At 73.2% G+C, this 18,561-nt stretch carries 17 protein-coding genes; 8 read left to right on the top strand and 9 right to left on the bottom strand.

Going from position 1 to position 18,561, the window contains the following annotated elements; translation table 11 throughout:
- Positions 1–120 precede the first annotated feature (120 nt).
- Positions 121–2,304 carry an MMPL family transporter gene (locus ACWCPW_RS18740; protein ID WP_449762680.1) on the top strand — a complete coding sequence of 728 codons (2,184 nt, stop codon included), beginning with the start codon at positions 121–123 and terminating at the stop codon, positions 2,302–2,304.
- 158 nt (positions 2,305–2,462) lie between these two features.
- Here ACWCPW_RS18740 and ACWCPW_RS18735 read toward each other — a convergent pair whose 3' ends face one another.
- The 3 genes from ACWCPW_RS18735 to ACWCPW_RS18725 all read right to left on the bottom strand — a co-directional run bounded on the left by ACWCPW_RS18735 (position 2,463) and on the right by ACWCPW_RS18725 (position 5,023).
- Positions 2,463–3,191 (bottom strand): ABC transporter permease subunit, encoded by a 729-nt coding sequence (locus ACWCPW_RS18735; protein ID WP_449762679.1) that lies wholly within the window; start codon positions 3,189–3,191, stop codon positions 2,463–2,465.
- A gap of 483 nt (positions 3,192–3,674) precedes the next feature.
- Entirely contained in the window at positions 3,675–4,268 is a 594-nt protein-coding gene (locus tag ACWCPW_RS18730) for a hypothetical protein (RefSeq protein WP_449762678.1), read from the bottom strand.
- A gap of 155 nt (positions 4,269–4,423) precedes the next feature.
- Entirely contained in the window at positions 4,424–5,023 is a 600-nt protein-coding gene (locus tag ACWCPW_RS18725) for a TetR/AcrR family transcriptional regulator (protein WP_449762677.1), read from the bottom strand.
- A gap of 195 nt (positions 5,024–5,218) precedes the next feature.
- Here ACWCPW_RS18725 and ACWCPW_RS18720 point away from each other — a divergent pair, with 195 nt between their 5' ends.
- Positions 5,219–6,049, top strand: coding sequence for a class I SAM-dependent methyltransferase (locus ACWCPW_RS18720; protein ID WP_449762676.1), 831 nt, complete (start codon positions 5,219–5,221; stop codon positions 6,047–6,049).
- A gap of 157 nt (positions 6,050–6,206) precedes the next feature.
- Positions 6,207–6,794: a YdeI/OmpD-associated family protein gene (locus ACWCPW_RS18715; RefSeq protein ID WP_449762675.1), complete on the top strand. Its 588-nt coding sequence runs from the start codon at positions 6,207–6,209 to the stop codon at positions 6,792–6,794.
- 58 nt (positions 6,795–6,852) lie between these two features.
- On the opposite strand, the gene ACWCPW_RS18710 is transcribed toward ACWCPW_RS18715, so the two are convergent.
- The 4 genes from ACWCPW_RS18710 to ACWCPW_RS18695 form a co-directional block, all read right to left on the bottom strand.
- Positions 6,853–7,407, bottom strand: a complete 555-nt coding sequence (locus ACWCPW_RS18710; protein WP_449762674.1) for a transmembrane transport protein — start codon at positions 7,405–7,407, stop codon at positions 6,853–6,855.
- Positions 7,404–7,955 carry an RNA polymerase sigma factor gene (locus ACWCPW_RS18705; RefSeq protein ID WP_449762673.1) on the bottom strand — a complete coding sequence of 184 codons (552 nt, stop codon included), beginning with the start codon at positions 7,953–7,955 and terminating at the stop codon, positions 7,404–7,406. Before ACWCPW_RS18705 ends, ACWCPW_RS18710 begins: the two co-directional genes overlap by 4 nt.
- Positions 7,956–8,039: 84 nt before the next feature.
- On the bottom strand, positions 8,040–8,303 hold the full coding sequence (locus tag ACWCPW_RS18700) for a hypothetical protein (RefSeq protein WP_449762672.1): 264 nt from the start codon (positions 8,301–8,303) through the stop codon (positions 8,040–8,042).
- A 174-nt stretch (positions 8,304–8,477) separates the two neighbouring features.
- Complete coding sequence (locus ACWCPW_RS18695; RefSeq protein WP_449762671.1) at positions 8,478–8,972, bottom strand: hypothetical protein; 495 nt, start codon at positions 8,970–8,972, stop codon at positions 8,478–8,480.
- 601 nt (positions 8,973–9,573) lie between these two features.
- Here ACWCPW_RS18695 and ACWCPW_RS18690 point away from each other — a divergent pair.
- The gene (locus ACWCPW_RS18690; protein WP_449762670.1) at positions 9,574–12,183 is read left to right on the top strand and encodes a sigma factor; all 2,610 of its coding nucleotides are present in this window, start codon (positions 9,574–9,576) and stop codon (positions 12,181–12,183) included.
- A gap of 54 nt (positions 12,184–12,237) precedes the next feature.
- Here ACWCPW_RS18690 and ACWCPW_RS18685 read toward each other — a convergent pair whose 3' ends face one another.
- Positions 12,238–13,125, bottom strand: a complete 888-nt coding sequence (locus ACWCPW_RS18685; protein ID WP_449762669.1) for a D-hexose-6-phosphate mutarotase — start codon at positions 13,123–13,125, stop codon at positions 12,238–12,240.
- 375 nt (positions 13,126–13,500) lie between these two features.
- Between ACWCPW_RS18685 and ACWCPW_RS18680 the strand changes: the two genes are divergently transcribed.
- Positions 13,501–13,830 carry an SCO0607 family lipoprotein gene (locus ACWCPW_RS18680; RefSeq protein ID WP_449762668.1) on the top strand — a complete coding sequence of 110 codons (330 nt, stop codon included), beginning with the start codon at positions 13,501–13,503 and terminating at the stop codon, positions 13,828–13,830.
- 126 nt (positions 13,831–13,956) lie between these two features.
- Here the strand turns inward: ACWCPW_RS18680 and ACWCPW_RS18675 are convergent, their stop codons facing one another.
- Positions 13,957–14,946: a nucleotidyl transferase AbiEii/AbiGii toxin family protein gene (locus ACWCPW_RS18675; protein WP_449762667.1), complete on the bottom strand. Its 990-nt coding sequence runs from the start codon at positions 14,944–14,946 to the stop codon at positions 13,957–13,959.
- 278 nt (positions 14,947–15,224) lie between these two features.
- Here ACWCPW_RS18675 and ACWCPW_RS18670 point away from each other — a divergent pair, with 278 nt between their 5' ends.
- From ACWCPW_RS18670 to ACWCPW_RS18660, 3 genes are read left to right on the top strand one after another with little or no spacing between them, the layout of a single operon-like run.
- Positions 15,225–15,740: a hypothetical protein gene (locus ACWCPW_RS18670; protein ID WP_449762666.1), complete on the top strand. Its 516-nt coding sequence runs from the start codon at positions 15,225–15,227 to the stop codon at positions 15,738–15,740.
- Entirely contained in the window at positions 15,710–17,128 is a 1,419-nt protein-coding gene (locus ACWCPW_RS18665) for a hypothetical protein (RefSeq protein WP_449762665.1), read from the top strand. Before ACWCPW_RS18670 ends, ACWCPW_RS18665 begins: the two co-directional genes overlap by 31 nt.
- The gene (locus ACWCPW_RS18660) at positions 17,125–18,552 is read left to right on the top strand and encodes a VWA domain-containing protein (RefSeq protein ID WP_449762664.1); all 1,428 of its coding nucleotides are present in this window, start codon (positions 17,125–17,127) and stop codon (positions 18,550–18,552) included. The genes ACWCPW_RS18665 and ACWCPW_RS18660 overlap by 4 nt, the downstream gene beginning before the upstream one ends.
- Positions 18,553–18,561: the final 9 nt, after the last annotated feature.

The raw sequence follows: 18,561 nt of genomic DNA, 5'->3' as shown, positions 1-18,561 counted from the left end.
GCCCACCGGGGGCGTCCGACCGTACCGTGCCTGCGCAGGACGCCCGGCGGCCGTCCCGCCGAGAGGCTTGTGGACAAGAGACACCACGTCCCCAAGCCTCTCCTGCGGATCGAGGAAGCAATGCCCGAGACCCCGATTTCCTACCCCCCGCCCGGCGTCGACGCCGGCCCCCCGTCAGCGCGACGCACCGACCGCCCGAGCGTGTTCGAGCGCATCGCGGGCTGGGCCCACCGGCGTCGCAAGGCGGCCCTGCTGGCGTGGGTCGCGGTGCTGATCGCGGTCAGCGGCATCGCGATGGCGATCGGCAGCGACTACCACAACGACTTCTCGCTCCCGGGCACCGAGTCGCAACAGGCGTCCGACACCCTGAAGCGGCACGGCGCCACCCAGGCCGGCGACAGCGTACAGATCGTCCTGCACGACAAGGTGCCGGTGTCGACGCCCGCCACCCGGGAGCGGGTCGAGCGCATGCTCGGCGCGGTGCGCGACCTCCCACACGTGGCGGAGGTGCGCAGTCCGTACGACGACGTGAACGCCGTCTCGCGGGACGGACTGACCGCGTACGCCACGGTCACCCTGGACGGCGTCGGCACGGACGTGCCCAAGGACGCGGTGACCGGGATCATCGATACCGCGCGGGCCGCCGAGACGCGCGAGGCGACGCTGCGGGTCGAACTCGGCGGTGATCAGATCCGCGGCGCCCAGGAGGGCGGCGGCGGTGCGGCCGAGGGCGCGGGCATGCTGGGCGCGCTGGTGATCCTGGTGTTCCTGTTCGGTTCGCTCGTGGCCGCCGCCGTACCGCTGCTGACCGCCATCTTCGCGGTGGGCAGCACGCTCGGCCTGGTCGTGCTCGCCTCGCACCTGGCCAACATCGCCGACTTCACGCCGCCGGTGATGATGCTGGTGGGCCTGGGCGTCGGGGTGGACTACGCACTGCTCATCTTCTCCCGCTACCGCGCCGAACTGCTGCGCGGCGCGGACGCCGAACAGGCCACCCGACGCGCCCTGGACACCGCGGGTCGCACCGTGTTCTTCGCCGCCTGCACGGTGATCATCGCACTGCTGGGCCTGGTCACGCTGGGCCTGGGCTCGCTGCGCGGCGTGGCGCTCGCCGTCGCGCTGACCGTACTGATGACCATGCTCGCGTCGCTGACCCTGCTGCCCGCGCTGCTCGGCCTGTTCGGCAAGCGCATCCGGCGCAACGTCGAGCGCCGCGCGGCCAAGAGCAAGGTTGTCGAGGGCACCCGGTGGCGCTCCTGGGCCGCCCTGGTCCAGCGCCGTCCGTGGCTCGCGCTGATCGTCCCGGTCGTCGCGCTGGTCGGCCTGGCCGCACCCGCGGTCGACATGCGCCTGGGTTTCGCCGACGCCGGCAACGACGCGGCCGCCAAGACCAGTCGGCAGGCGTACGACCTGCTCGCGGACGGGTTCGGGCCCGGCTTCAACGGGCCGCTGTTCGTGGTCGTCGAGGGTGAGGCCGGCGCGGCGGAGCAGGCCAGGAGCACGCTCGAAGGCACTCCCGGGATCGCGGCGGTGAGCCCGGTCCTGCCGTCGGGCGACCCGCGCGTGTCCACGGTGATCGCCTATCCGAAGTCCGCACCCCAGGACGAGGCGACCACCAGGCTGGTCGAGCACCTGCGCGAGGACGTCATGCCGGGCGTGGAACGCGGCACCGGCGCCACCGTCCTGGTCGGCGGCGGTACGGCCGCCGTCGAGGACTTCGCGGCCAAGGTCGCCGACCGACTGCCGCTGTTCGTGGCGATCGTGGTGGGTCTGTCGTTCGTGCTGCTCCTGCTGGTCTTCCGGTCGATCCTGGTGCCGCTGAAGGCCGCGCTGCTCAACCTGCTCAGCATCGGTGCCGCGATGGGCGTGATCACGCTGGTGTTCCAACACGGCATGTTCGGTGTGCAGGAGGGCCCGATCGAGGCGTTCATCCCGGTGATGATCTTCGCGATCGTGTTCGGACTCTCGATGGACTACGAGGTCTTCCTGCTCGCCCGGGTCCACGAGGAGTGGCAGCGCACCCGGGACGCCGGGCACGCGGTCCGCGAGGGTCTGGCTACCACCGGCAAGGTGATCACCGCGGCGGCGGCCATCATGATCGTGGTCTTCGGCGCCTTCGTCCTGAGCGAGGACCGCATGCTGCAGCAGTTCGGCCTCGGCCTGGCGGTCGCGATCCTGCTCGACGCGCTGGTGATCCGCTGCCTGATCGTGCCCGCGGTGATGCGCCTGTTCGGCGCCCGGGCGTGGTGGCTCCCGCGCCCGTTGGACCGCGCACTGCCGCGGATCGCTCTCGAACACGACTGACCCGCGGGGCGTCGAGCGCACCGGTCGGTCGGCCGGCGGTGGCGGTGAGGGATCCACATCCTTCACCGCCACCGCCTTCGCGCGTTCGACGTGCGGTACGCGGTACGCGGTACGCGGTACGCGGTCGCCGCGACGCCGGCGAGCGGGCCCGAGCACCTTCAGGCGGGTGTGCGCGGGGCCGTCGACGCGAGCAGCAGCTCGATCGCGAGGGCGGCCAGGCAGGCCAGGAGGCCGAGCGCCAACACCGCGCCCTGGACCACCGGATAGTCGCGGTCGAGGATCGCCTCGACCAGGCACGAGCCGAGCCCGGGCCACGCGGACACGCTCTCCGCGATCACCGCGCCGCCCGACACCGCGATGCCGGCGGTGAGGGCGCGGTCCAGGCCGCGTCGGCGCCCACTCCGGCGGCGGGCCGCCACCGCGATCCCGAGTGGCACGGCGACCACGGGCAGTACCGACACCACGGGCAGCGCCGACTCGACGGCACGCGGCAGCCGTTGTGTGAGCACATCGGTCACCGGCTCGCCAGTGCGGAACGAGGTGCCCAGATCGCCGGACGGCAGCCCGGACACGTAGTCGCCGAACTGCGCGACCGGCGACTTGTCCAACCCCAGCTCGTGCCGTACCTGTTCGGTTCGCGCGGAATCCGCGTTCCGCCCCGCGACGAGCACGGCCGGGTCCCCCGGCATCACCCGCACGATCGTGAACGTCCCGACGACCAGGGCGCCCGACACGAGGACGACTCCCACGAGTCGACCCAACAGACGGCGCACCCCATGCGCGTGTGGATCCTCATCCGGTGTGCACGGATCGACCGGCGGCTCTTCGACGCCGACGCCGACGCCGACGCCGACGGTGCGGTGGAGGCGGGTGCCCAGGATGGTCATGAACGCTCCTTGGCCGGGACGAGAGGAACGGACGGGCGAGGCAACGCAGTTGGGACGGATCCGGAGGTGAACGGGTTCCGTGGGATGCGGGATGCGGGACGTGGCGCGGACGTGGTGCGCCCTGCCACCCGCGGCGGGCGACGGGTGACCTGTCGTGGGCTGCGATGTGCGCGGTTCGGAGGCTCGGTTCGGTCTCCCGCCCGCGATGGCCCGCTCCGTCTCGTCGACCCCGGGCGTGCCGACGCGCGTCACGCGTACGGGTACGGGTACGGGTACGGAGCGTGCGGCGTGCACGTGAGGGCACCGACTACCGGTCGTGCTCGCGCCGAGGACGGCCGGCTCCCCGCCGGTGGACGGTGTCCGGCCCGTCGACCCGGCGGTGGACGCGGCAATCGCGCGCAGGCGGAGTTGCGGGCGCTTCGGCCTCGGGGCGGCGGTGTTCGCGCGCTGTCGTCCGAGTGGTCGGCTCGGGGGCTTCCCGGGTCAGGCCGGGTTGCTTCGGCGGATGTGGTCGAGGACCAGGCGGCCGCGTGGCGAGAGTCGGTAGCCGACGTCCAGGCTTTCGGTGAGGCCGCGTTCCTTGAGTTTGCGGACATCCACCTTGAAGGGGAGCTTCTCCCGGTCGACGCCGGCGGCCAGGTCGGCGGCGCGTACCGCGGGGTTCGCGTCGATCAGTTCCAACATCGCGGTGGTCCACGGCCCGTGGCCGCTTCGGGCGTCCAGGCGGCGCAGTCCCTCGACGATCTCGTCGAGGTCCTTCGCCGACAGGTCGGTGTCCGAGCGCAGGCTCACCCGTGGGTCGGCGCCGACGAAGCGCAGGCCGATCCGGTACAACTGCCGGTCCTCGCCGGGGCGCTGGTGGGCCAGCACTTCCGCTCTGGTGGCGTAGCCGGCGCGTTGCGCGTCCCGGTCGGTGACACTCGCCTCCGATACGGCCGCGACCTCGTCGACCTCCAGCACGCCGACCTCGGTGCGCAGCGTGCTGCCGAGGCGCACGGCGGGCGTGCGCCAACGGCGGAAGGCGAGGTCGACGTCGCCGGACGCGATCTTGACCAGTACGTCGTGTGTGAACAACAACGGCGACTCCGTGTCCTGGATCCCCGCCGGCGCATGGCCCCGCCGACGCCGGTGTGCTGCTGCCGGTGTGGTGCCCACGCGTCGCGGACGACACACCGAGGCCGATCCACCGAACACCGACGGTACCGGTTCGGATTCGGATACGGAGGGACGGCTCAGGCCCGGGGCTCCCGGAGGGTGGGGGCGAGGAGAGAGGTGACGATCCTGTGGACGGCTTCGGGTGTCGGCGGGGTGCCGTTGCGGTCGGCGAAGAGCATGTGGCCGGTGCCGATCAGGGTGGGGGCGAGCGTGTCGATGTCGGCGTCGGCGGCGATGCGGCCGAGGTCGCGTTCGGCGGTGAGGTACGAGGCGAGCATGGCGGTGGCCTCCGTCAGGACCGGGATGCCGGTCGGGGTGCTGCGGCGGAGGCGGGTGCGCAGGTCGTCGCGGGAGGTGACGAGGCCGACGATGGCGACGGCCACCGATTCGAACAGGCCGGTCAGCGCGCCGGTGACGTTGTCGGCGACGGTCCCGGTACCGGCCCCCTCGCGCAGGACGTCGGCTCGGCCGTCGATGCGGGCGATGCGGTCCAGTACCAGGTCGGCCAGGAAGGCGTCGAAGTCGGTGAAGTGCCGGTGCAGGACGCCCTTGGCGCAGCCCGCCTCGGTGGTGACCGCGCGGCTGGTCAGCGCGCTGGGGCCGGCGCGGAGCAGGACGCGCTCGGCGGCGTCGAACAACTGCTCGCGCGCGTCGCGGATGGCCGTTCCGGTGGGCACCGTGCATCGCCTCTTTCCGTTGCCGTCTGTTCGTGCCGTCGCGGTCTGTTCGCGCGGTTCCCTCGCGCGCTCTGTTCGCGTGCTCCCGCGCGGGCTTTTCGCGCCGTCTCTTCGTGCCGTGTCGATTCCGCCGATTCTCTCGCGCGCGGGCCGCCTGCGTTGACGAGTGGGCATTTGCCCATTCATAGTGGGCGCATGCCCACTATGCCATCGGGGCCCGAGCGAGCCCCCGGTTCCGAAGCCCCGCCCCACCGGCACCGCCGGATGGCCGAGTCGTTCGGCGTGGATCCCGAACGCTACGACCGGGCCCGGCCCCGCTACCCGGACGCCCTCGTGGCGCGGATCGTGGCCGCCGCGCCCGGGCCCGCCGTCCTCGATGTCGGCATCGGCACCGGCATCGCGGCCCGGCAGTTCCGGGCGGCCGGCTGCGATGTGCTCGGTGTCGAGGTCGACGCGCGGATGGCCGCGTGGGCGCGCGGGCGCGGACTCGACGTCGAGGTGGCCGCGTTCGAGGACTGGGACCCGGCCGGGCGAGCGTTCGACGCGGTCGTCGCCGCGCAGACCTGGCACTGGGTGGACCCGGTGGCGGGAGCGGTGAAGGCGGCCGAGGCGCTGCGGCCCGGCGGGCGGCTCGCCCTGTTCTGGAACGTGGAACAACCGCCCCCCGAGATCGCGGAAGCCTTCGCCGAGGTCTATCGCCGGATGTTGCCCGACTCGCTCGCGGCACGGCGATGGGCGAGCGGATCGGTCGGACACACGGCGCTGTGCGCCGGGGCCGAGGCCGGGATACGCGCGGCGGGCGGTTACGACGAGCCGGAGCAGTGGCACTTCGACTGGGAACGGCGCTACACCCGGACCGAGTGGCTGGACCAACTGCCCACCACCGGCGACCACACCCGGCTCCCGGCGGCCGAGATGGAGGCGTTGTCGGCGGCTGTCGGAGCCGTCGTCGACGCGTCGGGAGAGGGCTTCACGATGCGCTACACCGCGGTGGCGGTGACCGCGTCGCGCACCGACGTCCGCTGACCGGGCGCCCCGATCGCGGGAGCCGCGCCGGGGCTCGCCTTCGCCGCGCCGGGCGAAATCGGGTGTCGGGCGGCACGTACGGATGCCGCCGCCTCGCTATCTTGGGCCGTCTCGGGGGAGCGCACTGGGCGATCCTCGCCGGACGGAGGAGCCGCGTGTGTCCACGGGACCCGCTTTCGAGGAAGCCGAGGTGATCGTGTTCCGTGATGTCGCGGAGTTCGAGGCCTGGTTGGACACGCACGTCGAACTGGCGGTCGGGGTGTGGCTGAAGATGGCGAAGAAGGGTTCCGGCATCCCGTCGCTGACCAGTGACGAGGCGGTCGACGTCGGCCTTTGCTACGGCTGGATCTCGGGGCAGCGCAAGTCCTACGACGACGACTACTACCTGCAGAAGTACGTCCCGCGCCGACCGCGCAGCCGGTGGTCGCAGGTCAATGTGGCCAAGGTCGAGGAGCTGAGCGCGGCCGGGCGGATGCGGCCCGCCGGGCTGGCCGAGGTCGAGGCGGCGAAGGCCGACGGACGGTGGGAGGCGGCGTACGAGTCGCAGCGCGACGCCGTCGTCCCGCCCGATCTGGCCGCCGCCCTGGCGGAGAACCCGCGGGCCGCACGGGCGTTCGAGGAACTGGGCCGGACGCAGCGGTACGCGGTGATCCTGAAGCTGATCACCGCGCGCACCGCCGCGACCCGCGAGAGTCGGCTGCACAAGGCGATCACCGAACTCGCGACGACCGACGCCGCCGGCTGACGGACGCCCGCGCCCCGCCTTCCGCAGGTGCCCGGGCGCCACGCGGCCGAGGGACCGGTCACGCGCTCTTCGCGCGCAGTTCGTCGCGTAGCCGCAGGAGCCGTCGGCGTCGGCCTCGCGCTCTGGCCAGCAGTAGCGCCGACGCGACGACCAGGGTGGCGCCGGTCAGCGCCGTCGCGGCGGTCGCGGTCGCGGTGCCGCGTGCGGCGGCGACCGCGGTGCCCAGGGCGGTGGTCGCGGTGGTCGCGGCGAGGGCGATCGAGGCCGCGAGTACTTGGTCGCGGCCGTAGAGCGGACGGCGTTCGGCGAGCGCCCAGGCGGCGAAGGCGGCCCACGCGGAGCCCACCGCGATCAGTGCGCCGAAGGCGATCCGGGTACGGACCGGGAGGGTGCCCGGCTCGGTGGCCCACAGCAGGGCGACGAACGCGGCCCCGCAGCCGCCCGCCAGGCCCACGGCGACGTGGAGCATCCGGGCGCGCAGCGAGGTCTCGGCGGTGATGGTGCGTTCGAGGGCTTCCGGGACGGGGATCGCCGGGGGGCGGTCGTGGGAGGCGTACCGGTCCTGCCCGTCGTGCTCGTGCTCGTTCGGGCTCTCGTTCGGATTCTTGTTCACGCCTGGAATCCCCTCTCGGTGAGGATGTCCCGCAACATGCGACGTGCGCGGGAGAGTCGGCTCTTGACCGTGCCGAGCGGGACGTCGAGTACGGCGGCGCACGCGGCCAGGGGCAGGTCCTGGAGGTGGAACATGATCAGTACTTCGCGCTCGATCGGCGGCATCCGCTCCAGGCCGCCGCGGATCTCGATCCGGTCCAGGACGCCCGCCGGAAAGTCGTCGTCCTTGCACCCGGTCGCTTCGTCGGCTTCGGGCGCGGTCGTCTCCCGCGCGGAGTACGTCTGCCGCAGGTGGTTCGCCACGACGCGGCGCCCGATGGTGAACAGCCACGGGGCGAAACGATCGGGCTGTCTCAGGCGGGGCAGTCCTCGGACGACACCGACCCAGGCCTCCTGGGCGAGATCGTCCGCGACCGGCGCCGACTCGACCATGCCCCGCAGATATCGCCACAGCGGGCCGTGCCATGTCTCCACCAGTTCGGTGAATGCCTCTCGTTCCCCGAGTTGGCATCGCACCACCAGCAGTTCGCTGTGCTTGTCCCCGGCCACCGCACCTCCTTGCCGCACCGTTGTGCCGGGTAAGTCGGCGGTGCGGGCGAAAAGGTTCACGACCCCACGAGTCGGCGGGAGCCGTCAAGCGTCCGTGACTCCCCGGATCCGGCTGATCCCGGCGGTGCTCATGGCCACGACGAACGGGTTGGCGATGGCCGAGCGTTGGGCGTCGAGGTACAGCAGGCCGTGCTCGCCGACGGTGAGCGGGGGACCGTCGGCGATGGTCGCGGTCCACCCGCGCGGGAGCACGTCGTCGGTGAGCGGTGGGTCGTACAGGTCGAGGGTGACCTCGATCTCGCCTCGGCCCGGCAGCGACAGCGAGCCGTGTGTCCGCAGGATGTCCATGTGTCGAGTGTCGGTCGGGCGGCTCCCGAGCGCCGGCCCGGAAGCGAACGCGCCCCATCGAGTCGCGACCGGGGTCGGTCCTCGGCGCGTCGCGCCGGCCATCACGTGATGCCCACCGACATCGAGGCCGTCGCGTGGGGCCGGTGTTCCGTGGCGGACGCCTCGGCGACGCTTTCAGGGGCAGTCGTGGAATGAGCGGGCCTCGGGGGTGAGGGGTGTGCAGAAGTCGTCGATTTGGTCGCCGACTTGGTGCGCCGCGTAGGTGAGACCTGCCAACAGGATCGCGTAGGTCAGGATCGCGACGACGACTCGGCCGTAGGAGGCCGCGGACGCGGCTTGGGCGCGGTGCGGCCTGCGGGGAGGGTAGATCAGCGGAACCGGGGAGCCGGGGCGGTGGCGGCCCTCGACCGTGCAGCGGTGCGGAACACGGTTGTGGTCGGTGTAGGCGACGGTGGTCACGTGCACGTAGTAGACGTCGTCGCGGGTGCGGTCGGGGTCGGAGCTTGGCCGGGTGCGGCACTCAAGTCGGGTGGATACCGAGGTGCCGGTCGTACGGATGCCCGACCTGCGCAGGTAGCGGACCCGCAGGGCGATCAGAGCGACGACGAACGGGCCGACGAACAGGACGAGTTGCCTCGCCACGAGGAAGTGGTGCGAGTGCTCGCGCATGACGGGAGTCCTTCGGTGCGTGCTGGTGTGCACCGGTGTGCACCAGTGCGGGCCGGTGCGGGCCGGTGCGGGCCGGTGCGGGCCGGTGCGCGGCCACGGGTGTGGCCGATCACCGGGGATGTGGCCGGGAGCGGCGAGATCTCTCCATTTTTCGAGCGCCGATTTCCTGCGCTGTGCGCCGATACGCGCTTTCCCGGACCAACGCCCGTTCGTTGTTGGATAATTGGTCGCGCGGAAAGTGGAGAGATCCGCGCCCCTCGGCCCACGTTCCGGGTGACAGAGCCGCGTTGCCGTTGCGGAGGGTGCCATGACACAGACCCGATCGGACCTGCCCGGAGACCTGCCGTCGGATCGGCGGTCGCCGGAGGTCCCCGACGAACCGGCCGCGCCGCCGGCCGAGAACACCGAGTCGCTCGGCACGGAGCCTGGTTCGGCCTGGAGTTCGGTCCCGGTTCCGAGTCCGACAGCGGATCCGAGCCCGGGTTCGGGCGCGGGTTCGATGGCGGGTTCGGATTGGGACCCAGGCTCGGATGCGGATGCGGATGCGGATGCGGATGCGGATGCGGATGCGGGTTCGGGTGCGGATCCGGGTGCGGACGACATGTGGCAGCGGTTGCGTGACGGGGACGAGGACGCCCGGATCGCGTTGTACGAGCGTCACCACGACGTGCTGGTCCGCTGGTTCCGGGCGAATCTGCCCTCGGCGGCCGAGGCCGACGACTTCGTCAGCGAGGTGTTCGTCCGCGCGCTCGACGGCATCGCCCGCGACCTGAAGCCGCGCCGGGGCGTCGACCGGTGGTTGTGGGGCATCGCCAGAAACCTGTGGAAGGCGGAGCTGACGGCGCGGCGACGTGCCGCCGGCCGACCCGTCGAGGAGGACGCCGCGCCGGACGTGCGGAACGCGGTCGCCTCGGGGGCGGTCACGGTCGGCACCGATCTCGGCCACGCGTACGGCAAGACCCAGGCGTTCGCCGCGCTCTACACCGCCACCGACGCGCTGTCGAAGACCCAACGCGCCGTGGTGAGCGCGCACCTGGATCACACGCTCGCCGAGATGCGCCTGGTCCGGGGCGCGGAACTCGCCGCCCATCTGGGGTGGCCACGGGTCAAGGTCGACCGCGAACTCAGCCGCGGTCTGAAGAAGGTGCGCGAGCGGGTGGGGCTGTTGGCGGCGGCCCGCTCGGTGCGCGCCTGCTCCGAGGCCGCCCAAGTCCCCGGGCTCGCACGGTTGTTCGTCGCCGAACAGGCCGGCTCCGCACTGGTTCCGACCCGCGCGGAGTATCGCGCGCTCGGGACGCACGCGAAGACGTGTGAGCGGTGCTCCGCCGTGGCCAAGGACGCCGTCCTGGAACGCACCTGGGTGCTCGGCCCGGGCCTGGCGTTGGCGGCGGCCCGACAGGGCACGGACGAGGACGAGCGGCGCCGCGCGGCCGTGGCCTGGTGGACGGGTCGCCCCGCCGCGGCCGAAGCCGCGCCCGCGACCATGGCCGGGGCGGCCTCGCCGGCGTCCGGCGTCACTCCGGAGGTGGTCGCGTCCGCGGTCGCCGCGGCGCCCGCACCGGCCGATCCGGGCCGGTTCGGCGAGATCGCGCGGATCGTACGCCCGGGCCTGGAGGCCGTCGCCCGGCCGCTGGTCACCGGCACGCGCGCCGTACGCGACGCGGTGCTGCAGCAGTTGTTGCGCGTTCCCGGCGTCGCCCCGGCGGTGAGCACCGCCTCCCGGCTCGCCACCGACAACCCCATGGCGGTCCGCGTCGGCGGCACGGTCGTCGCCCTGGTCGCGGCGGCCGCACTGACGTTGTTGGCCGTGGCGCCCGACTCCGCGCACACGCCGTCCGCCCGGCCGTCCCCCGGCTCTTCGGCGGCCCCCGGCGGCGCGGCTCCGGATCCGGCGGCGAACCCGGCGGCGGACGGCATTCCGCCCGCGAGCCTCGCCCCGACGGACGCCTCGGGGCCACCGCTTCCCGGCGACACCTCCGCGCCCGGCGGCGCGACGCCCCCGGGCGATGCGGACACCGGCGCCGGTCGGCCGGGCGCGGTTCCCGGCGAAACCGGTTCCGGTTCCGGCCCCGGTTCCGGCCCCGGCCCCGACCAGGGCCGGGCGGGCAGCACACCGGGCACCGGCGGCACCGCACCGGGCGGCGGTGGCGACGGCGCGAGCAGCGCCCCGGTTCCGGCGGCCTGGGGCTTTTGGCAGGTTCGCTACGCCGACGACGCGATCGGCAGCACGCGCGAACTGTCGCCGTCCCCGCAACGCCCGGACAGCCACGAGCCGAACTGGACCTACGGCGCGTGGCGGCTCGGCAACCCGCCCGCCGTCAAGACGGTACGGGTCACGCACACCGGTGTCGGCCGGCATGTGGTGATCCTGCCCGACAGCGGCGCCCCCGGCGGCATCGCCCAGGTCGGGGCGTCCGACTACGCCGCGAACGGCGTGTCCTGCCAGCCCGTCCGGTGGTGGCCGGACGGTACCGACGAGAGGATCGAGGTCGCCTGCTTCAACCGCGCCGGCAACCCCGCCGACGTCCCGTTCACCGGACTGTTCCTCGCCGGCGACCGCAACGGCCCATACGGCCAGACGGGTTCGCGCGGCTACGTGCACGCCGGCGACCCGACCGCCGCGCGCCAACTCCCCGCCGCCGCGTCCCGGCAGAACACCGGCCCGGTGACCCGTACCGGCACCGGCCGCTACGCGGTGGCGGTCGCGGCGGACACGGAGTCCGTGCAGGTCTCGCCGATCGGCACGGCGCCCCGGCACTGCGCGGTCGCCGGCCTGTCCGCCGGCACCGCGTCGGTGGCCTGCACCACGCACACCGGCGCGCCGGCCGACACCGCCTTCGTACTGAGCCACACCGGCCGACAGAGCATGCTCGACGACGGACGGGTCCCGCACGCGGTGCAACTGACCGTCGCCGACGCACCCGGCGCGGGCGCGCCGACGATCACCCGGTCGTGGATGTCCCGGCCGGGGTCGGCGACCGTGACGCGCACCGCGACCGGCCGCTACACGCTGCACCTGTCGGTCGGCTACCTGACCAGCTACGCCCACCTGACGGCCACCGGCGGTGGATACTGCACCACGGTGCTGCGCAACGACTACGGCGCCAAGGACGACGTCCTCATGTACCTGGCCTGCTACACGTCGACCGGGGCACCGGCCGACAACGGCTTCCAGCTCGCCTACACGACCGCGTCGCCGCACTACCCGTAGCGTGGCGATCCCGTTCGCCCGGACCGGAACGCCAGGTCCGGCCGCGCGGAGCCGCTACGCGTCGGGCACGACGCGCAGGGTGCCGCTCAGCCGTGTGGGTGCCGCCGGATCGCTCACCAGGGGCCGGGAGACGCGGGCGGTCTCCACGCAGACGAACTCCCGGTAGCCGTCGTCGGGTACGTCGGCCATGGTGCGCGCGAGGGCGGCGCCGGGGTTCCACACGACCACGTCGCTGTGTCCGTCGTGGCGCACCTCGACGACGCGCTTGCCGGCCGCGTCCCGGACCAGGCTCACGTCGCCGGGTCGGGTGTAGACGCGGTCGACGCGTTCGTGGAAGGCGATCCCGTCCGGTTCCGGGGCCGGGTTCGAGTCCGCCGGCGGGTCCGCCACCTTGTCGACGTACGGGCCGTCCACGCCGGTGACCCGCACCTCGTCGAGGTCGCCGACCCGCAGGTAGGTGTGCAGTGCGGCGGTGCTCTCGAAGTCGCCCCGGGCCTCCAGTTCGATCCGGCACTCGCGACCCAGCGTGAACCGGGCGAACACCTCGAACTCGTGCGGCCAGTACGCCCGCGACTCCTCGCTCGCGCGCAGCACCAGGGTCAGCCGCACCCCGTCGTCGTCCTCGTGCGTGTCGAGCAGCGTCCACGGCAGTACGCGGGCGAAGCCGTGGTTCGGCCGACCGGCCGGGCCGAACCACGGCCAGCAGATCGGCACCCCGCCGCGCACCGCACGCCCCTCCACGAACTCGGCGGCCTCACTCAGCCACAACACCGGTTCCTCGCCCGTCGGTTGCCAGGACAGGAGTTGGGCGCCCTGGAGGGTGACCGCGGCGCGTACCTGCGGATGGGTCACCACGACCACCGGGAGCGCACCGACCCGACGCAGCGTGAGGTGGGGGTCCAGCCGCCGGACGACGGGAAGGGCGAATACGTCTTCGGGCACGTCAAGGCCTCTCGCGTTCGTCGGGGCGCCGTCGCGCACTGGACCCGCCACGATGCCACAACCGCGTGCGCGCGACGGAATCACCCACGACGACGTCGGGTTCACCGCGACGCCGGCCGCGCGAGCCGGGACGGCGCGCGCTTCTCGGGGAAGCCGACCGCGGGCCGCGCCACGCCCGCGATTCATCGCCCGACCGGCTGCGCGAGCCGCCGGCCGTGTGTTGGACTCCTCGGCATGGAGTACGCCCGATTCCCCGACGACCCGGCGGCCGACCCCGCTCTCGTGTCGACCGGAGTTCGTGGGTCGCGACATGTGCGAGTCGCAGTCCTGCGGGCAGACACCCATCGAACCGAGGAAGAAGGGGGTCGGCGGATCGTGTGGACGAATCGTCGAAGGACGCGGATCACCACCGTCGCGGGGCGCGGCTTTCGCGGTGCGACGGTCGCGGTCGTCGCGGTGGCGGTGGTCGCGGGTCTCCTGTCGGCCGCGTGCTCGACGCGGGAGCGCGTCTGTAGGTCCGGCGAGTATCCGGTGAAGGCGGTCGGCAGCAGCACCGGTCGAACCTGCGTGAGCAACGGTCGGGAGCCGGAGCCGGGCTGGGTCCGCTACCCCGAGGGCAAGGTGCCCCGGTACCTCGGCGACAAGTGGGACAAGCACTGGTCCACGACCGTCTTCGACGCCGACGGCAACATCGTCGCGGGCTGACCCCCGGACGGCGCCGCTCCGGCGTGGGATCGTGCGCGAGGGCGCACGGGCGAAAGCGGGACCGGCGGCGGGTGAGCCAACGGCCCCGGGCCGAGGCCGAACCGCGCACCGACCCGCACCGGACGCTCACCCGGTCGCGCCTTCGAGCCCCGCGAACACCCCCGCCAGGGCCGCGTCGAGGCGACGGAGCCACTCCCGCGCACTGCCGCGCACACCGGGGTGCTCCGCGCGAAACGCCGCCCAATCGGCCTCCGCGACCCGGGCCGCGTGCACCCCGAACCCACCGCTCGCGGTCGCGGTAGCCAACCCGTGTCCGTGCAGCACCTGGCGCAGGAGCTGCACGGACAGCGCGGTGCGGGCGTCCTCGGCCAAGAGCACGGCATCGTGGAGATCCTTGCACCGGGACCCGTGGCCGTCGGCGCCATCGACGTACAGCCACAGCAGTTTCCAGGCCAGGGACAACTCCCGACTCGCCGTGCGCACCAGCGTCGGCGCGGCACCGTCCGCGCGCGGCACCAGGGTCCACACCGGAGGCCGGTGGAGCGTTTCGTCGAAGGCGAAATCCAACTGCGCCGCACCGCGGCCCAGTCCCTTCGCCCGCCACGGGACCAGCACGCGGATCCCGCCGGACTCGGATCCGTCATAGGCGTACGACCAACTGCTGTCCCGGTGGACGCCGCTCGCGTCCAGGGCGATTCCCGGCGCCGCCATCGGCCGGCGCCGCACCCGGTCGACGAGGTCACCGTAGTCGGGAACGACATCCGGCGGGTCCGGGTCCAGGGCCCAGCACAGCCCGTCGGGGGGAACCCTCGGCCGCAGTCCGCGCGTCTCGAACTCCTGCTCACCGTCCGTCCAGATCTCGTACCCGGCCGCACCGTCCGCCGCCTCCGGCCACTGCTGGACGACGTCGGTGCGCGCCACGAAGGGATACGGGTCCAGCGGATCCACCCGGGCGGGCGACCCCGACGGCACCACGAAGTCCAGGTCGGCCGGCTCCCGCGCCCTGTCGCCCACCCACGCCGGCATCACCATGCTGCCGCGCAGGACCAGGCGCTCGCTCCACGGGGCGTCCGCGATCAACCGCAACAGGTGGTCCAGCACGGCACGCCGAGCCACGTTCCTCCGGTTCCCCCGCACGGCTCCTCCGTCCACCGCCATCGCGACCTCGACCGGCCCGCCGCGACGTGCGCGGCCGCGGCCGGGACGCCCTGCCTACCACGCTCCTCGGACATCCGCGCGCGTCCCGGCAGGCCGTCCGACCGGACGAAGAACCGCCCACGCCGTCGACGCGTGGCCACCGGGGCGGCGCCGCGCCTGTCGGAGATCGTTAGTACCTTCATCCCCGTCCCGCCGATCTCTCGGTGCGGAATCCCCCTCGGTGTAAAGGAGATGGTGTGTCCTCAGCCACGGAAGTGTGGGAGGGCGCGAGCGCGGCCCGGGTGATACCACCCGCCCGGCCGCGCAGGCTCGCCAAGGTCCCGTTCGTCGAACTGGCCGACGGACGCCTGCAGGGTGTGGTGTCCAGCGGCTCGGACATCGGACGCGTCTACGTCTCGTCGATCGCGGCCGGCACGTACGCCTTCGCGTGCAGTACCAACAACAACCGGCCGTGCGGCGGCGCGCGGGGCTCGTTCTGCAAGCACATCGAGGCGCTGGTCGTCGAATCGGTGGTGCAGTACGGCGCCGAGCGGGTGGCCCGCTACCTGCGGGTCGAGCCGGCGAACGGCACGCCGACCGTGCAGGGCATCCTGGCCGACATGCGCGCCACCCGCCCGGCGCAGGCCGCCGCCACGGCCGCCGCACCCGTCTTCAGCCGCTTCCTGCGCCACCTGACCTACCTCGAACTCGCGGCGATCACAACGCCGTTGCCCGAGATGCAGTGGTTCCCGCCGACCAGGGCGGTGGCCTGATGCGCGTCGACCTGCTCGCCGAACCCATCGCCGGGCTCGACGAGGCGCTCGCGGTCGTCGAGGCCTTCGACCGCACCCTCGTCGGCGGCCTGCTGCGACCGCAGCCCGCCCACGCCGGCGCGCTGAGCGATCTGGCCGCCGCCGTCGCCGGGACACCCCTGGCCTCCCGGGTCGCCGAAGCGGCCGAGAAGGCGCTCGCCGGCGCCGCGAGCGAGGACCACCTCGTCGCCCTCGCCGCCGCCCGCGCCGCGCTGCTCGGAGCGATCCACGACGCGCTCACCACCCGCGTCGACGAGGCGACCGGCCGCAGCCGTACCCGGGACGCCGGCGCGGTGCCGGACGAGCCGGCCGCGGTCAACCTGCTCGCCGCCGCCCGCTCCTGGCTCGCCGACCTCGCCCGCGCCGGATGGCAGGGCATCGACCATGACCTGGTCTCCGGGTCGGCACAGGTCGTCTTCGCGATGCTCCCGGACCCCTCGCTGCGACGCCTGGCCACGCTCCTGGACGGCTTCGCCGCCGAACTCGCCGCCTCCTGCCCGGGCGCGGCCCTGGACCGCTTCCCGGTGCGCCGCTGGGCCGACCTGTGGGCCCGGGCGATGTTGCTGACCGTGCCCGGCGCCGCCGCCGCGCCCGCGCCCGACACCGCCACCGGCCGGCTGCTGCCGCTGGGCGTCGACCTGCACGAGCACGCGACCGCCGCGCAGGCCCAGGTCCACGCGGTGTTCGAGCCCGCCGACGGCGGCCCCGCACGCCTGGTGCGGGCGAGCGTCTCGGTTCCCAAGCCGGACACGGTCGTGGGAGTCGGCGTGTGGCAACTGCTGCGCCCGCACCTGTCCCTGCTGGCGGTCGCCGGCGAAGGCCGCTCGATGCACCTGGAGAACATGCCGATCACCGTCGACGGCGACCTGATCTGGGCCGACGAGCACGCCCGCGCCGGCGAACCCGCCGACGCCTTCGCCACCGCCCGGGTCGCCCTGCCCACCGCCGAAGCCGCGGCCGGCGCGCCGCCGGCCAGGCACCCGGCGGGCATCGCGATCCCGGTGTTCCTGGAGAACTACACCGTCGACCGGGACGCGGAGGCACCGGCGTTGACCCTCGCGGGACACCGCCTCGCGGTCGACGTCGACCGCGTCCCGACGGCCGGCCCGCTCACCCCCGAGGCGTTCGCGGCCTCCGGTGCGTGCATCGGGCTGCTGCGCTGGGACGCCGGCGGCTTCCGCGTGCAACCGCTCGCCGTGGAGACCACGATCAAGAAGAAGACCTCGGTCGTGCACGCCGGAGCCTGGGCCGGCGGCACCGACGACAAGTCGGCGGCCAAGGCCGAGAAGGCGGCTACCGAGGCCGTGGCGGTGCTGCGCGAGCGCGCCGGAAAGCTGCTGCGCACATGAGCGACCCGCGGACCGGACCCACCCCCGCGTCGGACCCGGACGAGAACCGCCGCCAAGTCCTGTACTGGCGACTGCTGGCGCGTCTGTTCGACCACGAGGAGCAGGCTTCGCTGGAATCGGCGAGCCTGGCCGTCGTCGAGGACATCGGCCTGCCGAGCGCGCTGCTGGACCCGCAGGCGTCCGTGGACGCCGTCGTGCAGCGCCATCCGGAGCTGGCCGCCGAGTTCGAGGGCCTGATGGTGCCCGAGCCCGACGAGGACGAGCGTGATCGCGCCGCCGAGGTGCGGCGCGCGGCGCTGGTGTCCAAGGTGCTGCTCAACGTCCTGGGCACCGGATCCGGCACGGTCAGCGCCGAACAACTGACCCGCTGGCAGTCCGACGCGGGGTGGCTGGAGCGCGCGCTGGGCTGCAGGCCCGGCGAGTTGCGCGGCGGTCGCCCCGGCGCGGGCACCGGCGGCACGGGTGCCGGTGGAGGTGTGTCCCCGACCGGGACCGGCGGCCGGAGCGGCACCCCCGACCTCGGCAACCTGATCCCCGCCATCGGCCCCGAACTCGCGGCCATCGAGGCGGACATGGTCAAGCGCATGCACCTGCGCGAGGTGCTCGCCGACTCCAGGCTCGCGGCCCGACTGACGCCCAGCATGTCGCTGATCGAGCAGTTGCTCCGGGACAAGAACAACCTGTCCGGCGTCGCGCTGGCCAACGCCAAGGACCTGATCCGGCGCTTCGTCGACGAGGTCGCCGAGGTGCTGCGTACGCAGGTGGCCAAGGCCAGCGTGGGCACCCTGGACCGCTCGATCCCGCCCAAGCGGGTGTTCCGCAACCTCGACATCGACCGCACCATCTGGAAGAACCTCACGAACTGGAGCCCGGAGGAGGAACGGCTCTACGTCGACCGGCTCTTCTACCGGCACACCGTCCGCAAGACCACGCCCACCCGCCTGATCGTGGTCGTGGACCAGTCCGGCTCGATGGTCGACTCGATGGTCAACTGCACCATCCTGGCCTCCATCTTCGCCGGACTGCCCAAGGTGGACGTGCACCTGATCGCGTACGACACGCGCGCGGTCGACCTGACGCCGTGGGTGCACGACCCCTTCGAGACGCTGCTGCGCACCCAACTCGGCGGCGGCACCGACGGCACGGTGGCCATGGCACTGGCCCAACCCAAGATCGCCGAACCGCGCAACACCGTGGTGGTGTGGATCTCCGACTTCTACGAATGGCACACCGATCGGCTGTTCGAGAGCATGGCCGCCGTGCACCGCTCCGGGGCCAAGTTCATCCCGGTCGGCTCGGTGACCAGCTCCGGCCGCGGCAGCGTGAACCCCTGGTTCCGCGAGCGCTTCAAGGACCTCGGCACCCCGGTGATCTCCGGCCACATCCGCAAGCTCGTCCACGAACTCAAGACCTTCCTCGCCTAGAAAGGCCCA

This window comes from Embleya sp. NPDC001921 (assembly GCF_053594475.1).
Note: the sequence above shows the minus strand (reverse complement) of the source record. Positions and strands in the feature narration are given on the sequence as shown.